Consider the following 17,884-nt stretch of genomic DNA (forward strand, 5'->3'; position numbering starts at 1 on the left):
ACTATGTCCGACCTCGCCGATCAACGGGACGACCCGCAGGTCCGGCCACGCTATACCGGCCTGCCGACTTTTATGCGCTGCCCCTACTCGGAGGACCTCGACGACATCGACATTGCGCTGATCGGCATTCCTTTCGACGGCGGCGTGACCAACCGCACCGGCGCCCGACACGGTCCGCGCGAGATTCGCAACCAATCGAGTCTGATACGCAAGATCAACCAGGCGACGGGCCTGCGGCCGTTCGACGTTTGCCGCGTCCGCGACGTTGGCGACGCTTGGGTCGAAAGGCCGTTTACGCTCGAAGGCGCGCTCGACGAGATCGCCGCCTTCTATCACCGCATCCAGGACGCCAATGTGGTGCCGATCTCGGCCGGCGGCGACCATTCGGTGACGCTGCCGGTGTTCCGCGCCCTCGGTCGCGACCGGCCGCTGGGAATGGTCCACTTCGATGCCCATTGCGACACCGGCGACGATTATCTGGGGTCGAAGTTTCATCACGGGGCGCCGTTCCGCCGCGCCGTCGAGGAAGGTTATCTCGATCCCCAACGAACCATCCAGATCGGAATCCGCGGACCGCTCAACGACCCCGACGTGTGGAAGTTCAGCCACGATTCGGGCATGCGCGTCATCTATATCGAGGAATTCTACAAAATGGGCGTGGATGCCGTCATCGCCGAGGCACGGCGCGTCGTCGGCGACGGCCCGACCTATATCAGCTTCGATGTCGACGGCCTCGATCCGGTCTATGCCCCCGGTACCGGAACGCCGGAGGTCGGCGGGTTCACGACCTTGGAGGCGCAGCTGATGATCCGTGGCCTGCAGGGCCTCGACCTCGTCGGCGGCGACGTCGTCGAGGTGGCGCCGCCCTTCGACCCCAGCGGCAACACGGCCCTGGTCGGCGCGTCGATGATGTTCGAGATCCTGTGCGTCATCGCCGATGCCGTCGCGGCGCGGCGCCAACTCAAAGAGGTGGCGGAATAGCGGCCGGCCGTCCGCGCCGTGAATCGACGGCGCCGGCCTATCCGGCCAGAACGGCGATGATGGCGATGACGATCACCGCACCGACGACGCTAAGCCCCATTCTGTTGAAGGCCGATTGTTCCGACCACCATTGCCAAAAGTTCATCTGCCCCTCTCTTTCCACTAGCCGCCCGGTGGCGAACCCGGGAAACCGGCACGATTGTATCGCCGATCGCCAGCATTGCGACGTGCTATAGTCCGATCATGGCCGGGAACGCAAGCCTTGGCGGTGGCGGCGCGGATCGCGGACGGGAGTTTCGCGATGACCTCCGCCGGCGCAGCCTGCCGGCCGATATCGTCAAGCGGCTAACCATCATCGACCCCGCGCGGGCGACCCTATCGGTCGCCGAGACCGTCGCCGCGACGGCGGTCTTCGTCGCCTTTGGCGCCTATTTCTGGACGTGGTGGGCGGTGCTGCCGGCGATGGTGCTGATCGCGTCCCGCCAGCAGGCCTTTTTCATACTCGCCCACGACGCCGCCCATTACCGTTTGTACAAAACGCGATGGCTGAACGACCTGGTCGGCCGCGCCTGCGGCACGGTGATCGGCATATCGATGTGCGCCTATCGCGTCGTTCACCGGCTGCACCACAACCACCTCTACGAGCCGCAGGATCCGGATATCCCGATTCACGCCGGCTACCCCCGGGGCCGGGCCTATCTGGCACGCAAACTGGCCAAGGACACGGTCGGGCTCACCGCCTACAAGACCTATGCCTATTTCTTCGGCGCACCGGCACCAAACGACCAGCGCGACGCGCTGAACCGGCCCCTCGACGACACCGCCCCGGCGTTGCGGTCGGCGGCGCTCAACGACCGCTGGGCCGTCGCCGGCTTCCATATCGGCATGCCGATCATCGCCTTCGCCACCGGTTGGGGATGGTTCTACGTCATTCTGTGGATAGTGCCGCTGGTGACCTTGTTGCAGCCGATCCTGCGGTTTCGCGCGATCTGCGAGCACGGCGCGGTCACCGACCTATCGTCGCCCCTGACCGCGGCACGAACCAATTTGGGGCCGTTTTGGCTGCGCTGGCTGCTGTTCCCGCACGACGTCAATTACCACGTCGAGCATCACATGTATCCGGCGGTCCCCCACTACAACCTGGCGGCGTGCCACCGAGAGATGGCAAGACGGGGTCTGCTCGACGGCGCCGAGGTGCGGCACTTTTTCGACACTGCGGGGCGCGTCTTCGCCGATCCGCGACGCCCGCACGAAGCGCATCCGGCCTGATTTTCCACCCACCCGCGATGACCGCGAGACCCGCGCCGAAGCGATCCGACGAGAGCCGGACAATCGCCTAACGCGACGACGCGCCGTCGGCGAGATACCCGGCAAGGAGGGTCCGTGCGTCGGTTTCCGAGACCTCGATATTGGCGATGCGATAGACCATGACCGCGGTATCGAGGGCGGTCGCCTCGGTGGCGCCGGTCTCCAATGCGCCGCGATAGGCGCGCGCCGCGGCGGCCGCATCGTCCGCGGTCAGACGCTTGGCCTTCCGCCGGCGGCTGCGGCGGGCGGCGCTGTGTTCGGATTCGATGATCGCCACGCCGAGAATGACGACGACGCCGCCGCCGAGGATCAGCCAGGTCGGGCTTTCGTTGAGGAGCAGGATGCTGAAAATGACCGACAGGACCGGCAGCAGCAGCAGGAACGGCATGACCAGATTGACCGGGTGCTTGCCCAGCAGGTGGTACCATATACCGTAACCGAGGGCGGTCATGACGAGGGCCAGATAGAGCACCACGCCCCAGGCCTCGAGGCTGGCGTTGCGGATGACCTCGATCTGGTTCGATTCGAACAGGTAGGAGGCGACATAAAGTTGAGGGGTGGCGAAGACCGCGACCCAGGCGATCAGCGTGAAGCCCCCGACCTGGCCGATCGCCCGCACCATGACCTGGCCGCAGGCCCAGAAGAAGGCGCCGCCCATGACCAGGAAGACCGGCATCAAATTGCCTTGCACCTTTGGCTCGCCGCCGATCATGACGACGCCGGCGAAGGCCAGGACGAGGCCGACGAAGCGGCGCCAGCCGAAATGCTCCTTGAGGAATAGGGTCGCCAGCAGCGCCGCGAACGGCACCTCGAGCTGGACCACCAGGACCGCGGTCGAGGCGTCGAGGCGGGCCAGGCCATTGAACGTGAGGCTGTATTGGAGCGCCCCCGAAATCAGCGCGATCAGAAAGATCCAGCCGGTCAACCGCCATGGCGGCTTGACGAACCACACCAACACCAGCGCGGTGATGGTGAACCGCAACGCCATCATCAGGATCGGCGGAAACTGATCGAGCCCCGCCTTGGCGAGGGTGAAGCCAAGACCCCAGAGAGTGGCGACGAGGATGGCGAGGAAAGTATCGCGGAGACCCATGCGCGCTCCAAAACCGTCTAGGCGCGGCCGGACCGAGGTGTGAAGGGCCGCACCCTAACGCCTTCTCGCATTGGATTGAATAGGTTCCGTGCCGGCCGCCAGGGCATGCCCCGGGCCCAATAGTGAGCGCTAGGCGGCCTGCTTCGCCAGCGCCTCGTCGATGACGATACGGGCCACCGCCTTGGCGCGGCGGGCAGCGCTCTTGCGGCCGGCGACATGGGCCAGGCTGATGGCGCCTTCGACCAACAGCATCAGCTCTTCGGCGAGCCGCGCCGGGTCGGCGGCGCCGGCGGCGGCGGCGAGATCGCGGAGGTAGGCGCCGACGGCATGCTTGTGCTCGGCGGCGGCACGATGGGGCGGCGAATTCGGATCGCCGTATTCGGCAGCCGCATTGACAAAAGCGCAGCCGCGAAAATCGCCGTGATGAAACCACTCATCGAGGACATCGAAAAAGGCAAGCAAACGGTCCCGCGGCGCGTCCGCCCGGCGCGCGACTTCGGCGAAGGCCCAGTCGCGAAAGGCCGCGCTGCGGGCGGACAAAACCTCGAGGATCAGGTCGTCCTTGCTGCGGAAATGATTGTAGAGGGTCATCTTGGCGACCCCGGCCTCCTCGAGGATGCGATCGACCCCGGTGGCGTGGAACCCCTCGCGGCAGAACAGCCGGGTGGCGGCCGCGACCAACTGGTCTCGTTTGGACAGCGACATTGGGCCTCCTTAGACGAACTATTCTGTTTTATAGCATGTTCAGTTTTTCGTGAAAAGCAGATATTTGCGCTGACCGTGCCCGGATATCTAGGATTCTTATGTTCTGAGTAAGGACACGCCGGTCTTGAAAACAGAACGACCTGTCTATATATCCTATAACATTGCGGCTCAGCGGCCGTGGCCGTCGTCTCGCGCCTTGCAACAATTCACCGATCAGGAGGATTCCATGCCCCGTATCGGACCCGTTACCGCCGAGAATGCCCGACCGAATGTCCAGCGATCGCTCGACGGCGTCGCCGCGACCCTCGGCTTCACGCCCAATCTATTCCGCACATTCGCCCACTCGCCGGCGGTGCTCGAGGCCTATCTGGGCCTCGGCCGGTCGCTCAAGAACACCACCCTGACGGCGGCCCACCGCGAATCGATCGCGCTTACCGTCGCCGGCATCAACGGGTGCGATTATTGCGCCTCCGCTCATACCGCGGCGGGGCAGGGCGCCGGCCTCGACAACGCAGAACTCGTCGCCAATCTGGCCGGTGCCTCCAGCGACGGCGAACTGGTGGAGGTGGTGTTGGTTACCGCGGTCAACATCTTCACCAATTATTTCAACCATGTCGCCGGCACCGAAGTAGATTTCCCCTATGTCGCGAGCCGGCCTCAGGCGGCTGCGGAGTGAATAAATCGGGCGCTGGCCGGTCGTCTTGGGCCGCCGGCGCCCGTCCCGGAAAAGGGAGCGCGCCGCCATGGCACGAGAATTCATCAGCGATATCGCGTTCACGGCCGCGGTCAAGGCGGAACAGGAGCGGCATGGCTCTCGCGCGGGCTACCGCAAGGTGGCCGTGCGTCGTGATTGGCCGCAGACGGTGAGCGCCGATCTCGCGGCCTTCATCGCCGCGCGCGACTCGTTCTATCTCGCGACCTGCAACGCCGAAGGCCAGCCTTACATCCAGCACCGCGGCGGGCCCAAGGGTTTCCTCCGCGTGGTCGACGACCGAACCCTGGCGATCGCCGATTTCAGCGGAAATCGCCAATACATCACCATCGGCAACCTGGCCGAGAACGGCCAGGTGTTCCTGTTCCTGATGGACTACGCCAACCAGCAGCGGGTCAAGATCTGGGCCCGCGGTCGGGTCGACGACGATCCCGCCCTGCTCGAAAGTCTCGGCGACCCCGATTACGGTGGCCGTCCCGAGCGCGCCCTGGTGTTCGCGATCGAAGCCTGGGATGTCAATTGCCCGCAGCACATCACCCGGCGCTTTACCGAGCCCGAGATCGCCGGCGCGGTGCAGAAGTTGCAGCAGCGCATCGCCGATCTGGAGACGGAAATCGAGGCGCTGCGGGCGCCGAAAGACTGACTGCACAAGGACTTGCATTATTTCCGGCGGGCGGTGGCCGGCATTCGGCAGCCGCGGATCCAAACCGTTCATCCGCCGTTCAGGTGGGCGCTGCTACTCCCTGGCCCAAGACATCGTCCCCCAACCACGGGAGCACGTATCATGCGACGAATCGCGACACTCATGATCGCCATGGCGGCGCTCGGCGCGACGGCCTTGGCCGGCGCCGGGCCGGCCAACGCCGACAGCGAGCGCGACGGTTTTCGCCAGGATTTCCGCTCGAACGCGCCGTTCGGTGGTCAAACGCGCCAATGGCCCAACAACGGCGTCACCGTCCAGCGTGGCCAGATCCCCGACCACAGGCTGAATTGGACCCATCCCAACGGCGCGCCATTCCAGCATGCGACGCCCAACGGCCGCTTCCTCAATCCGTGGAACGGCCAGCCCTACGGCTTCGTCCGCCGCGGCCAGGAATTCGGCTTCAACAACCGCAACGGCCAGTTCGGCTACAACAACCGCCGCGGCCAGTTCGGCTCCAACAACCGCAACGGCCAGTATGGCTTCAACAACCGCCACGGCCAGTTCGGTTTCGAGGGCGGAAAGAACAAGTCGGGCTTCAAGAACAAGAAAGCCAGGAAGCACGCATTCAAGAAGAAGCAGTGGCGCAAAAACCAGGCATTCGGCTTCAATCCCTGGAGCAATCAGGGATTTCGCTGGTCGAACCGGAACCGGCGTTTCGACTGATCTCGCACAACGGGCGGTGACCTGAACCGCCTACCCGGCGTCCCCATGCGGTCCCCCCAACGACCGCACAACAAGAGCGCCCCCGGTGTCACGCCCGGGGGCGCTTCTTTGATCGGCCGACGGCACCGGCCGGAAATCGCGTCGGTTTAGCGGCGGACGAGGGCACCCGTCTTGCGGACGCACCAAGCGGCCACAGCCACCGCCGCATCGACGAGCGGCATAAAGTATTCGCCGGGGACGGTTACCACGCCCGCGAAGGGGGGTACGCCCGAGGCCTGGATTGGTGTCGATTTGTAGGTCATTTCGCCCTCCGTCAAATTCGGGTAACGTCTTTGTTGCGATGCACATAAACACTCCGGACGTCTTTGTCCCACGTAATTTCATCAATAGTGCAATGCACAAATTGCATGGAACGATGAGCGCCTTCCCGGCGCCGCCGACGCAGGGGCCCGGCCGGTGCCGTCGCCGTCCCCGCGCGCACGGCGTGGGCAATAGACTTTCGCCTTAACTCGCCTATGATGGGCCGCAGTTTGACTGGTATTCGAGGGGACCTGAATGACGCCTTTTGCCATCGGCGGAATCCAAATGCATGTCGCAGCGGCGCACGAGAATGTCAGTCACATGAAACGGCAGCTCGACCTTCTCATGGCCCGGTTTCCCTGGGTGCAGATGGCGGTCTTCAGCGAACTTGCGGCATTTGGCCCGATACCGGCCCACGCCGGGTCGTTCGAGCGAACCGAAGAGGCGATGGCGTCGTGGGCGCGCCACCACGGCATCTGGCTGGTTTCCGGATCGATGTTCGAGCACGCCGGCGATGAGCTCTACAATACCTCGACCGTGTTCTCGCCCGACGGCGGCATCGCCGGCCGCCACCGCAAGCTGTTTCCGTTCGCACCCTACGAACAGGGTGTCACGCCGGGCACCAAATTCCTCGCCTTCGACGTCCCCAAGGTCGGCCGTTTCGGAGTCTCGATCTGCTACGATATCTGGTTCCCGGAGACCACGCGGACGCTGGCTGCCATGGGCGTCGAGGTACTGCTGCACCCGGTTCTCACCGGCACTATCGAGCGCGATGTCGAGGTTTGCATCGCCCGCGCGACCGCGGCCATGTTCCAATGTTATGTCTTCGACATCAACGGCCTCGGCGCCGGCGGCTATGGCCGGTCCGCGGTCTTCGACCCGGCCGGCACCTTGCTCTATCAGGCGGCCGGCCAGGAGGAATTGATCCCGATCGAGATCGACCTCGCTCAGGTCCGCCGCCAGCGTGAGACCGGCTTGCGCAGCCTCGGACAACCGCTGAAGAGTTTCCGCGATCGGCGGGTTGAATTTCCCGTCTACCGGCGCGATGCGCCGGGTTTCGAATACCTCGACACACTGGGGCCCCTCGCCATGCCGGCGCGGGGCACGCGCGCCGGACTCGGCGAACATGCCGACGAGGCCGCCGCCGATGCCGACGAACCGAGCGCGGCGGGACCCTTCGAAGTGATCGACGGCACGTCCAAGAAAGTGGGCTAGAGCGCTACGTAACCTTCGGCTACGGCGGAAAACCGATATGCCAAATGACGACCAATCGGTTGTGCAGACCGGCCCGGCTCTCAGCGAATACTACAACGCGTCCCAGCTCCGCGCCGATTCGTGGAGCCGGCTCAAATCGGCGACGGCGCTGCTCGTCGAACGCGGTGACAGCGCGCCGAGCGCCGATCAACTCAAGCTGCAGATCATCGACCTGTTGAAACTGCTCGGCCCGATCGAGGGCTACTGGGCCTTTCCCGGCCGCCTGGCGTTCAGCGAGTTGCGCCGGCTTCTCGACAGCGGCGAGCACGAGATTCTGGCCCGGGTGGTCGCGCGTATCGTGCGCGCCTTGATGAGCAACGCCTATCGCCAAAAGACGATCCCGCTTGGGCTGCACGGCGAAATCGAGGAGGACGACGACACCAACCTGAGTACCGAATCGACCGAGGAATCGGTCCATGCGCGGCCCTATTTCGAGGTCCTCATCGTCGACAAGCTGAACCTGGCACAGGAGCAGGCGGTCCGGCACAGCCTGCGCAAAATGCGGCGCGACGAGGACCGCTTCATCTATGAAGCGGTAGTCGTGCCGAGCTTCGAGGATGCGATCATCGCGGTGCTCCACAACCACAACCTCCAGGCGGTCGTCGCGCGCTACGGCTTCCCGCTGAAATCGCAGCACAACATGGCGCTGCTCCACCGCTATCTGACACGGGTCGATGCCGACAAGCTATCGGACCTGCCGCCCGACGAATACGGACCGCAGCTGGCCAAATGCATCGGCAAGGTGCGGCCCGAACTCGACGTCTACCTGGTCACCGACCGTTCGGTCGAGGACGTGGCCGGAAGGGTGACCGAGAACTGCCGCCGGGTGTTCTACAATCAAGAGGATTACTTCGAGCTCCACCTCAACATCCTGCGCGGCATCAACGAGCGCTGGGAGACCCCGTTCTTCAACGCGCTCCGCGAATACAGCCGGCAGCCGACCGGCGTCTTCCACGCCATGCCGATCTCGCGCGGCAAGTCGATCACCAAGTCGCATTGGATCCGCGACATGGTCGAGTTCTATGGCCTCAACATCTTCCTCGCCGAAACGTCGGCCACCTCGGGCGGGCTCGATTCGCTGCTCGACCCGCACGGCCCGATCAAGAAGGCGCAGGAATCGGCGGCACGTGCGTTCGGCGCCCGGCGTACCTATTTCGCCACCAACGGCACCTCGACCTGCAACAAGATCGTCGTCCAGGGCTTGGTGCAGCCCGGCGACATCGTCCTGGTCGATCGCGACTGCCACAAATCCCACCATTACGGCATGGTCCTGTCGGGCGCCCATGTCGTCTATCTCGATTCCTACCCGCTCGACCAATATTCGATGTACGGCGCGGTGCCGCTGCGTGAAATCAAGCACGCTTTGCTGCGCCTCAAGCACGCGGGAAAGCTCGACCGCGTCAAGATGCTGCTGCTGACCAATTGCACCTTCGACGGCATCGTCTACAACGTCGAACGGGTGATGATGGAATGCCTGGCCATCAAGCGCGACTTGGTCTTCCTGTGGGACGAGGCGTGGTTCGGCTTCGCCCGCTTCGGCCCGACCTATCGCCAGCGCACGGCGATGTGGACCGCCGAGCGGCTCTGCGAACGCTTGAAGAGCGACGAATACCGCGCCGCCTATGACGACTTCCGCCGCGAACACGATGCCCTCGACCCCGACGACGACGCGACTTGGCTCGATCGCGCGTTGATGCCCGACCCCGACCGGGCCGTGGTCCGCGTCTATGCCTGCCAATCGACCCACAAGACGCTGACCTCGCTACGCCAGGGATCGATGATCCATGTCTACGATCAGCACTTCAGCACCAAGGTCGAGGATTCGTTCCACGAAGCCTACATGACCCACACCTCGACATCGCCCAACTACCAGATCATCGCCTCGCTCGATCTCGGCCGCCGCCAGGTCGAGCTCGAGGGTTTCGAGCTGGTCCAGAAACAGGTCGAGATGGCGATGGTGCTGCGGCAGAAGGTGATGAGCCATCCGCTGCTGCGCAAGTATTTCCGGGTCCTCACCGTCGAAAACATGATCCCGGAACAGTATCGCGGGTCGGGGATCACCAAATACTACGATCCCGAAGACGGCTGGTCGCGCATTTGGGAAGCCTGGGCCAACGACGAGTTCGCCCTCGACGCGACCCGCCTGACCCTGTTCGTCGGCGATGTCGGGGTCGACGGCGATACCTTCAAGAACCGCTACCTGATGGACAAGCACGGCATCCAGATCAACAAGACGTCGCGCAATACCGTGCTGTTCATGACCAACATCGGCACCACGCGAAGCTCGGTCGCCTACCTCATCGAGGTCCTGGTCAATATCGCCAACGATCTCGACGAGCAGCTCGGCGACGCCAGCGCGGCCGAGCAGCGGGTCCACCGGCGGCGGGTGCGATCGTTGACCGAAGACCTGCCGCCGCTGCCCGATTTCAGCCGCTTCCACGACGCCTTCCGGCCCGACCCCGGCGGCGCGACGCCGGAGGGCGATATTCGGCGGGCATTCTTCCTCGCCTATGACGATGAACATTGCGACTACATGCCGATCGAGGACGACGCCATCGACCGCATCATCGGCGACGGCGGCGAGGTGGTATCGGCGATGTTCGTCATCCCCTATCCGCCCGGATTCCCGATCCTGGTCCCGGGCCAAGTGGTCAGCGCCGAGATCCTGGCCTTCATGCGGGCGCTCGACGTCAAGGAGATCCACGGCTACCGACCGGAGCTCGGTCTCCGTGTCTTCCGTCCGGAAGCGCTCGACGAAATATTGCAACCGGCACCGCCGAAAGCGGCGGAATAGGGCGCGCACGCCCAGCGGGGCCGAATAACAAGGGAGATGAACGTGGCGGCCAAGAAATCGACGTCGAAGAAGCCTGCAAAATCCGCTGCCCGGCCGCGGTCACGGCGCAAGAAACTCAACGGCATTTCCGATATCCGGCGCTATTTCCACCGCAACGAAACGCCGATCTATTTCATCAGCGCGACCAACTTCAACCTGCTCGGCATGGATGAATGGTGCCGCAATTTCAAATACGTCAACTACCTGGATTGTTACGACGGCCGCCACCCCAACACGTTCGTTCCCAGCGAGGCGCCGCACCAGGAGTTCGAGAGCATCGAGGACATCAACAACTACATGCTCCAGCACAAGGAAGTGTTGGATTACATCAAGGCCGGGGGGCGCAACCCGAAGGCGGCGTTCCTGATGTTCGACCAGAAGACCGAGCAGTTGGCGCGCCGCGCCGGCATGCAGGTGTGGTTCCCCAAGGCCAAGCTGCGCAACCGGGTCGACGACAAGATCGAGACCGTGCGCATCGGCGACCGGGCCGGCGTGCCGAGCGTCCCCAACATCCTGGCCAAAGTCGAGGACTACGCGGACCTGCGCGCCAAGGCCAAGAAGCTCGGCGAAGATCTCGTCATCCAGTCCGCTTACGGCGATTCGGGCCACACCACCTTCTTCATTTCCAACGAAGGCGATTGGAAGCGCCACGCCGACGAAATCGTCACCGCCGGCGAGGTCAAGATCATGAAGCGCATCCGCTGCCGTGGGTCGGCGATCGAGGCCTGCACGACGAAAAAGGGCACCATCGTCGGGCCGCTGATGACCGAGCTGGTTGGGTTCCGCGAGTTGACGCCCTACAAGGGCGGCTGGTGCGGCAACGAAATCTTCGCCGAGGCGTTCACCCCGCAAATCCGTCAGACGGCGCGCGACCTGACCTTCAAGTTCGGCGAAGAACTGCGCAAGACCGGCTATCGCGGCTATTTCGAGCTCGACTTCCTGATCGACCAGGACACCGGCGACATCTGGCTTGGCGAGCTCAACCCGCGGGTCACCGGCGCCAGCTCGATGACCAATCACGCCGCCTTCGCCCACGCCGACGCGCCGCTGTTCCTGTTCCACCTGTTGGAATTCTCGGGCATCGATTTCGAGCTCGACATCGATGCGGTCAACGGGCGCTGGGCCGACGCCGAAAACATCGACAGCTGGAGCCAGGCGGTGATCAAGCACACCGATGATTCGGTCGACATCCTGACCGCCGCGCCGCAATCGGGCATCTACCACATGAACCCGGACGGCTCGGTCGAGTTTGCACGCTTCGACTATCACCGGCGCGCGGTGGCGAGCGAGAACGAGGCCTTCTTCCTGCGCATTTCCGACGTCGGCGACTACCGCTACGAAGGCGCCGATCTCGGTATCCTGATCACGCGTGGCCGGCTGATGACCAAGAATTTCCGCCTCAACGACCGGGCGCGCAAGTGGATCAAGGGATTCCGCGATAAGTTCGCCGGCAAGTCGCTGACCCCGCGGCTCGAACCCGGCGCATTCAAGATTCTCTAGAACCGGTGCGTGCATGGACTTCACCTTTCAGTCGATCGACGAGGATCTGCCCGGGCCGAAATGGCGCGCCCTGTTCGACCGGCTGTGGCCGGCCTATCGGGAATGGTTCCTGGCCGAGGGCATCGAGCAGCGGGCGACCTATGTCGAAAGCCGCGACCAGATCGAACGGCACATGCCGCGGCTGACGCCGACCTACGACCGGCTGGTCGAACTCGCCGGCGGCCAGGACCTGGTCGCGCGGTTCCTCTCGCTTTACAACCCGCCCGGCTACATCGCCGGCTGTTCCCAGGTCGTGTGGCCGGGAGACGAGCCGGTGCTGATCCGCAACTACGATTATGCGCCGGGCGCGACCGACGGTGTGATCCTGCATTCGTCGTGGAACGGCATGCGCGCGATCGCCATGGTCGATTCGCTGATCGGCGCCCTCGACGGGGTCAACGAGGCCGGTCTGGCGGTGAGCCTGACTTTCGGCGGGCGCCGCGTGCGGGGCGACGGTTTCGGCGTGCCGATCATCGTCCGCTACCTGCTCGAGTTCTGCGAGACAACCGCCGAGGCGGCCGAGGTGTTGGCGCGGGTGCCATCGTTCATGGCCCACAACGTGACCGTTGTCGACCGCGGCGGCAAATTCGTCACCGCCTTTCTGTCGCCCGACCGGCCGGCCGTGGTGCGCCAGATCCCGATCGCCACCAACCACCAGGGCGAGGTCGAGTGGCACAACCATGCCCGCGCCACGGCGACGCTGGAACGGGAGAATTTCCTCTCCTTCCGCCTCTCCGACCCGGCGATGACCGCGCCCCGGCTGGCCGACGCCTTTCTCCGGCCGCCGCTCTATACCCGCGCCTATGCCCAGGGCTATGGCACCATCTATACGGCGGTCTATTACCCGCGCCGGGGACTGGCCGAATACCGCTGGCCGGGTGTCACGTGGCGGCTGTCGTTCGACGATTTCAAGGATGCCAGCCACGACATCACCTTTGCCCCGGCCGAGAGCGTGATCCCGCTGCGGCGGTGACGGAGTCGGACGCCGCGGTGCCGGTAGCGAGCGCCCGTCGAACCAAAGGGAAAACAATGACCGAGAACCGATTTCAGAGGAGCCGCTTCGATGCGCAACTGGTCGCGCGGGCCCGTAAGGACCCGGACTTTCGCCGTCGCCTCGTCGCCGATCCACGCGGCGTCTATGGCGAGGCACTGAAGTCTGCAATGCCGGGCCATGACATCCCCGAAGGGGTCGAAATCAGGATCGCGGAAGAGGCCGAGAACGTCTTCTATGTTGTCCTGCCGTGTATTCCGCCCTCGATGCATCTGAGCGACGACGCGCTCGACCGGGTCGCCCGGCATGAACAGACCCATCGCGATCCCTGCTGGCGTTTGGGCGACGCACCCGAATAGACGCCGTCGCGCGGTGGCGGTGACGGCGAATCGCCGCGCCACCTAAATGACGCGAGGCGAATATCAGCCGGATCGCTTCCGCGCGGTGAACGCCAGCCGGCGCGGCGGCAGGATGGCGGCGCCGTAGGACGGTGCGCTCGAGACCGCGAACCCGAGTTCGCCGAGACCGGCTTCGACCGCCGCCGCTTTGTAGATGACTTGCACGTGGCGCTCCTCGGAACGGCGGTAGCCGCCGTCGACCTCGCGAAAGGCAACGATGTCGCGGGTCAATCGCCGCCGCGCGGCGTCTTCCGCGACCGCGACCAGAACCGCCCAATCGTCCCCGGCGCGCCAGTGTCGCCCGCCGAGCGGCTCACCGTGCTCGGCCACGATGACATCGAACAGGAGCAGCCCGCCCGGTTTCAATGCCCCATGGATGGTGCCGAAGAGGAGGTCGAGCGGCGGCGCCACGGCGCCGTCGCCGGCGGCGTAGCAGAACACCTCGCCGAGCGCGGTAACGGCATCGCAGGGCGGTAAGTCGAAGTCATCGATCGACGCGACATGGAGCTCGGCCTCGGGAACCCGCGCCCGCGCGCGTTCGATAAAGGCCGGCGAACGATCGACCCCGATGGCCTCGTACCCGGAATCGACGAGCGCCCGCAGCCAGCGTCCCGGGCCGCAGCCGAGATCCACCACCCGGCCGGCGGCGATACCGGCATCGCGCAACGCGCGCAACAACCCGGGCGCGGCGCGGTCGGCGAAATCGCCATAGCCGACATCGTGGATATAGGCGAGGTCTTCGGCATAAAACGCGGTCACTGGGCGCCGTTGAGGAGCGCCGCGAGCCGCGCCAATTCCGCCTCGCTGGTGCGGCGAAGGGCTTCGATCGCGATGCCGAGACCGGTTCCCTCCCGGGCATAGAAAACGGCCGCCGTGTAGCGCGGAGCGAAGTCGCGAATCGGCGCCGGCACCAGCCCTTCGATCTCGCGAATGGCATCGCCGGCGATGCGGTCGGCGACCGGCTGCAACAGGCCCGGGTTGCTGAGGATCTGGCGCAACGGCGATTTGGCGGTGACCGAGACCACCTTGACCGTAACCACGATCCGGCCGTCGCGGGTACCGGGCACGATGTCGACGACGATGGTGCCGGTCTCGTCGAATAAACGGGTGCGGATTTTCTTCTTGTTCTGACCGATGCAAAGCGCGCGCGCATAGGTCAGCGTCGTGCTCAGCCGCGCCGCCGGCGGCGCCGGCGTCAGCGAGGCGGCCTCGACCCGGACGCGGTCGCCGCAGGGGTTGTCGCGGTCGAGCCGGGCACGAAGCAAGTCCTGCACCCGTTGTTGCACGGGCCGCAAATCGGCATCGAGGAAAACACGGGCCTCGACCGCGGCGCCGGTCCCGGTGGCATCGATGCGGCCGGCGACGGCAACCGGGATGCGGGCGGTGTCGACTTGCGTCTCGACCATCCGCGGCGGAATGGGGATCTCGGCGGCACCGGCGCTTGCGGTCGCCACGGCGAGTGTGAGGATCCCTGCCGCGACCGGCCATTTTCGCCAAAGACGGGCGATCTTCATTCGCGCTCCCCCGCGGCCTGAAATCGGTCGAATGGACAGGGTGCACCGCGATTGGGACAGCAATGGGGCGGCCGCAGGTGCCGGCATCCGGCTCAGCGGTCGAGCCACGACGCCAAGGCCGCGCTCACCCGATCGGGCTTTTCGAGCGGGGTGAAATGGCCGGCGCCGGCGACGATCGTCAGCGTCGCGCCGGGGATGGCGGCGGCGAACGCGCGGTGGAGGGCAACCGGCGTGCGCTGGTCGAGGGCGCCGCAGATCACCGCGGCCGGGCAGGCGATCATCGGCGGCAGGTCCGAATGATCGGGAGCGCTCATAAGCGCCGTGATCTCACCGATCGCGGCGTCGGCGCCCTGGTCGCGGGCCATCGCCACGAAGGTCGCCCGCAGCGCGGTATCGTCGATGCGCGCGGGCGCGACGTAGAGCGGATAGGCGTGCTCGATATAGGCCTCGAACTCGCCGGCGCGGATCCCCGCTATGGCGTCTCCGAGATGCTTCGCGACCGGCGCGGGCAAGGCATGGGTGGTCGTGCTGAGGAGGGCGAGCCGCGAAACCCGGCCGGGCCCCTGTTTCATGATTTCGAGCGCGACGTAACCGCCCATGGAGAAACCGGCCACGGCGAAGCGGGGCGGGGCCGCGGCGAGCACCGCATCGGCCATCGCGGTAATCGAGTGGTAGGGTGAGAGGTCGGGCACGGCGCAGCGCGCCTTGCCGCTGAGCGCCTCGATCTGCGCGGCGAAGAGACGGGCGTCGCAGAGCAGACCGGGGAGGAGAACGAGGTCTTGCATCATTAAAGAATTCAGAATCTCTCACTCAAAATCGAAATTGGGCCGGCGCGCATCGCCACGAAATTGTGTTGCCTTAATATTATCTTTTAAAAGGCAATGGGGGTTGCCTTGTTCCAAATGCCAAAAGTTACGATCTGAAGCAATATCATCGGTAGTCTTAAATCTACTAGAATTTATCTCTTTCAAATCGCTTCAAAATTTGATTCAATACCTTGGGTTCGGCGGTCCAGGACGTTTTCGATTTCTAGCTGAGTCAAAAGAGTTGTTGATTTGTAAATTGGTATGGCCGCACCGAATCTCCTACCAGATAGACCGGAAGTTTTCTTGGCACTCGTTGGAGCGGTCGGTACAGACCTCAACCTAATAGTTCAGGTCCTGACCGAAGAGTTACGTAACACGGGTTACAACCCTAGCGAGATTCGTCTAAGCAAATTGATTTCGGAATGCTATGCATTTAGGTCGCTAAAAGCTAAACAGACCGGCGCAGAAAACAAGCGAATTGACGCTCATATGAATGCGGGCAACAGTCTGCGAAAAAGGATGGATGATGGTAGCGCGGTCTCCTTACTAACCGTCCGCGAAATCAGGCAAATACGCGAGAATCTCACAGGAAAACCTAACGAAGCGATAGCGCAGAAGGCGTATATACTTAATTCGCTTAAACATCCTGATGAAATTAAGATTCTACGTAAGATCTATGGACCGTTCATTTTTGTAATCTCGGCATATGCTCCACGAGAAGAGCGGATCGATCGACTTTCCAAACTCATCGCAAAATCTGTTCATTCAAGTGATAAGCATAAATTTCGGAACGACTCCGAATCTTTAGTCGAAAAGGATGCAAAAGAAATTGCGAATCCTCTCGGCCAAAACGTCCGAGATACATTTCCAGCGGCTGATTTTTTTGTAAGAATGGGCCTAAAGGAAGAGATAAGAAAACAAATAAAACGATTTATTTCTCTATTATTTAGGCAACCGTATATTACACCAAACATCGATGAATACGGAATGTTCTTGGCACATACGGCATCCTTGCGGTCGGCTGACCTTTCGCGACAAGTAGGTTCAGTGATTCTAACTGAACGCGGTGAAGTTCTGGCAACTGGCTGTAACGAAGTGCCTAAGGCAGGCGGGGGCGCGATTTGGGAAGGCACATCAAATTTCGAAAAAAGGGACTACCGAGACTTTAGATTGGGATACGACTCGAGCTCTCGTGTCAAAGAAGAGCTAATTGCGGAAATATTTAATGAAATAAAACCGTGGCTCTCGGATAGATACCGGACAAAAACGCCCAAAGCGCTTGTAAATCTCGCTTTATATGATGGAATTGATGATCAAAGCCCCCCTCTAAAAAATGCACGCGTGGCCAACATCCTAGAATTTGGCAGGATGGTTCACGCGGAGATGTATGCATTAACGGAGGCAGCTCGGTTAGGCAATTCCGTCAAATCTGCGCACCTATATAGCACTACTTTTCCGTGTCATATGTGTGCCCGCCACATCATTTCGTCGGGATTAGCTAGGGTTGTCTATATTGAGCCCTATCCAAAGAGTTTGGCAAAAGAGCTTTATAATAAGAGCATTAATGTGGATGGGGATATGGCTGATGACGATGCTGTGATTTTTGAACCATTTATGGGGATTTCGCCGCGACGGTACGGCGAATTTTTTGCTATGAGAGATAGAAAAGACGAAAAGGGAAATGCCCTAGACTGGAACCCTGCAAAATCAAAACCAATAATATCAGAAAATTTCGTAACATACCTTGATGCTGAAACAGCAATTTCGGCGTATTTGGATGACAAAAGGATTGAATTTGGGTTGGTTCGACCTACTAGACGAAAAAGCTGAAAGGGAGATCACAACGATGGGTGAAAAAGTAAGCTTGGCTCGTCAATTGGCAGCTGCGACCAAAGAAACACAGTCTTGGAGTCAATGGAAACGAGATGCATTTCGAAATGAAATTGCACATTCCATTGGATCGAAGAGTGAAAACTCTGGAAACAGTCGTCCGGCGCAAAGTTCCAAAAAGAAATCGTAGAGACGCTCGCTCACCGTCACGTCGTTTTGACGCCGTCGGTCCCGTGTGAAAATCGCGGAAGCTT

At 62.7% G+C, this 17,884-nt stretch carries 18 protein-coding genes; 12 read left to right on the top strand and 6 right to left on the bottom strand.

All coding sequences use genetic code 11. The features are described 5' to 3' along the window. The first annotated feature begins 3 nt into the window (after nt 1-3). Together speB and GY791_04070 are read left to right on the top strand one after the other, a co-directional pair. Nucleotides 4-981: an agmatinase gene (gene speB, locus GY791_04065; protein ID MCP4327597.1), complete on the top strand. Its 978-nt coding sequence runs from the start codon at nt 4-6 to the stop codon at nt 979-981. A gap of 243 nt (nt 982-1,224) precedes the next feature. After that, nucleotides 1,225-2,250 carry a fatty acid desaturase family protein gene (locus tag GY791_04070; protein MCP4327598.1) on the top strand — a complete coding sequence of 342 codons (1,026 nt, stop codon included), beginning with the start codon at nt 1,225-1,227 and terminating at the stop codon, nt 2,248-2,250. 67 nt (nt 2,251-2,317) lie between these two features. Here GY791_04070 and GY791_04075 read toward each other — a convergent pair whose 3' ends face one another. Both GY791_04075 and GY791_04080 read right to left on the bottom strand, forming a co-directional pair. Next, nucleotides 2,318-3,382 (bottom strand): EamA family transporter, encoded by a 1,065-nt coding sequence (locus GY791_04075; GenBank protein ID MCP4327599.1) that lies wholly within the window; start codon nt 3,380-3,382, stop codon nt 2,318-2,320. Nucleotides 3,383-3,511: 129 nt separating this feature from the next. Further along, the gene (locus tag GY791_04080; protein ID MCP4327600.1) at nt 3,512-4,087 is read right to left on the bottom strand and encodes a TetR/AcrR family transcriptional regulator; all 576 of its coding nucleotides are present in this window, start codon (nt 4,085-4,087) and stop codon (nt 3,512-3,514) included. Between the two features lie 226 nt (nt 4,088-4,313). Here GY791_04080 and GY791_04085 point away from each other — a divergent pair, with 226 nt between their 5' ends. The 3 genes from GY791_04085 (at nt 4,314) to GY791_04095 (ending at nt 6,165) form a co-directional block, all read left to right on the top strand. Then, nucleotides 4,314-4,763, top strand: a complete 450-nt coding sequence (locus GY791_04085; protein MCP4327601.1) for a carboxymuconolactone decarboxylase family protein — start codon at nt 4,314-4,316, stop codon at nt 4,761-4,763. Between the two features lie 67 nt (nt 4,764-4,830). Next, complete coding sequence (locus GY791_04090; GenBank protein ID MCP4327602.1) at nt 4,831-5,442, top strand: pyridoxamine 5'-phosphate oxidase; 612 nt, start codon at nt 4,831-4,833, stop codon at nt 5,440-5,442. 141 nt (nt 5,443-5,583) lie between these two features. Continuing rightward, complete coding sequence (locus GY791_04095) at nt 5,584-6,165, top strand: hypothetical protein (protein ID MCP4327603.1); 582 nt, start codon at nt 5,584-5,586, stop codon at nt 6,163-6,165. Nucleotides 6,166-6,311: 146 nt separating this feature from the next. Here GY791_04095 and GY791_04100 read toward each other — a convergent pair whose 3' ends face one another. Further along, a complete protein-coding gene (locus GY791_04100; GenBank protein ID MCP4327604.1) occupies nt 6,312-6,467 on the bottom strand; it encodes a hypothetical protein in 156 nt (51 codons plus the stop codon). A gap of 253 nt (nt 6,468-6,720) precedes the next feature. Here GY791_04100 and GY791_04105 point away from each other — a divergent pair, with 253 nt between their 5' ends. From GY791_04105 to GY791_04125, 5 genes are read left to right on the top strand one after another with little or no spacing between them, the layout of a single operon-like run. Next, the gene (locus GY791_04105; GenBank protein MCP4327605.1) at nt 6,721-7,680 is read left to right on the top strand and encodes a carbon-nitrogen hydrolase family protein; all 960 of its coding nucleotides are present in this window, start codon (nt 6,721-6,723) and stop codon (nt 7,678-7,680) included. Nucleotides 7,681-7,717: 37 nt separating this feature from the next. After that, the gene (locus tag GY791_04110) at nt 7,718-10,513 is read left to right on the top strand and encodes an aminotransferase class I/II-fold pyridoxal phosphate-dependent enzyme (protein ID MCP4327606.1); all 2,796 of its coding nucleotides are present in this window, start codon (nt 7,718-7,720) and stop codon (nt 10,511-10,513) included. 36 nt (nt 10,514-10,549) lie between these two features. Beyond that, nucleotides 10,550-12,052, top strand: coding sequence for a biotin carboxylase (locus GY791_04115; protein MCP4327607.1), 1,503 nt, complete (start codon nt 10,550-10,552; stop codon nt 12,050-12,052). 13 nt (nt 12,053-12,065) lie between these two features. Next, a complete protein-coding gene (locus GY791_04120; protein ID MCP4327608.1) occupies nt 12,066-13,064 on the top strand; it encodes a hypothetical protein in 999 nt (332 codons plus the stop codon). Nucleotides 13,065-13,120: 56 nt separating this feature from the next. Beyond that, nucleotides 13,121-13,441 carry an NHLP leader peptide family natural product precursor gene (locus tag GY791_04125; GenBank protein MCP4327609.1) on the top strand — a complete coding sequence of 107 codons (321 nt, stop codon included), beginning with the start codon at nt 13,121-13,123 and terminating at the stop codon, nt 13,439-13,441. 63 nt (nt 13,442-13,504) lie between these two features. On the opposite strand, the gene GY791_04130 is transcribed toward GY791_04125, so the two are convergent. The 3 genes from GY791_04130 to GY791_04140 all read right to left on the bottom strand — a co-directional run bounded on the left by GY791_04130 (nt 13,505) and on the right by GY791_04140 (nt 15,782). Further along, nucleotides 13,505-14,239, bottom strand: a complete 735-nt coding sequence (locus GY791_04130) for a class I SAM-dependent methyltransferase (GenBank protein MCP4327610.1) — start codon at nt 14,237-14,239, stop codon at nt 13,505-13,507. Next, entirely contained in the window at nt 14,236-14,994 is a 759-nt protein-coding gene (locus GY791_04135) for a hypothetical protein (protein ID MCP4327611.1), read from the bottom strand. Before GY791_04135 ends, GY791_04130 begins: the two co-directional genes overlap by 4 nt. 92 nt (nt 14,995-15,086) lie before the next feature. Continuing rightward, the gene (locus GY791_04140; GenBank protein ID MCP4327612.1) at nt 15,087-15,782 is read right to left on the bottom strand and encodes an alpha/beta fold hydrolase; all 696 of its coding nucleotides are present in this window, start codon (nt 15,780-15,782) and stop codon (nt 15,087-15,089) included. A gap of 321 nt (nt 15,783-16,103) precedes the next feature. Here GY791_04140 and GY791_04145 point away from each other — a divergent pair, with 321 nt between their 5' ends. Then, nucleotides 16,104-17,630: a hypothetical protein gene (locus GY791_04145; GenBank protein ID MCP4327613.1), complete on the top strand. Its 1,527-nt coding sequence runs from the start codon at nt 16,104-16,106 to the stop codon at nt 17,628-17,630. Nucleotides 17,631-17,646: 16 nt separating this feature from the next. Further along, nucleotides 17,647-17,820, top strand: a complete 174-nt coding sequence (locus GY791_04150; protein MCP4327614.1) for a hypothetical protein — start codon at nt 17,647-17,649, stop codon at nt 17,818-17,820. Nucleotides 17,821-17,884: the final 64 nt, after the last annotated feature.

This window comes from Alphaproteobacteria bacterium (assembly GCA_024244705.1).
Taxonomy (GTDB): domain Bacteria; phylum Pseudomonadota; class Alphaproteobacteria; order JAAEOK01; family JAAEOK01; genus JAAEOK01.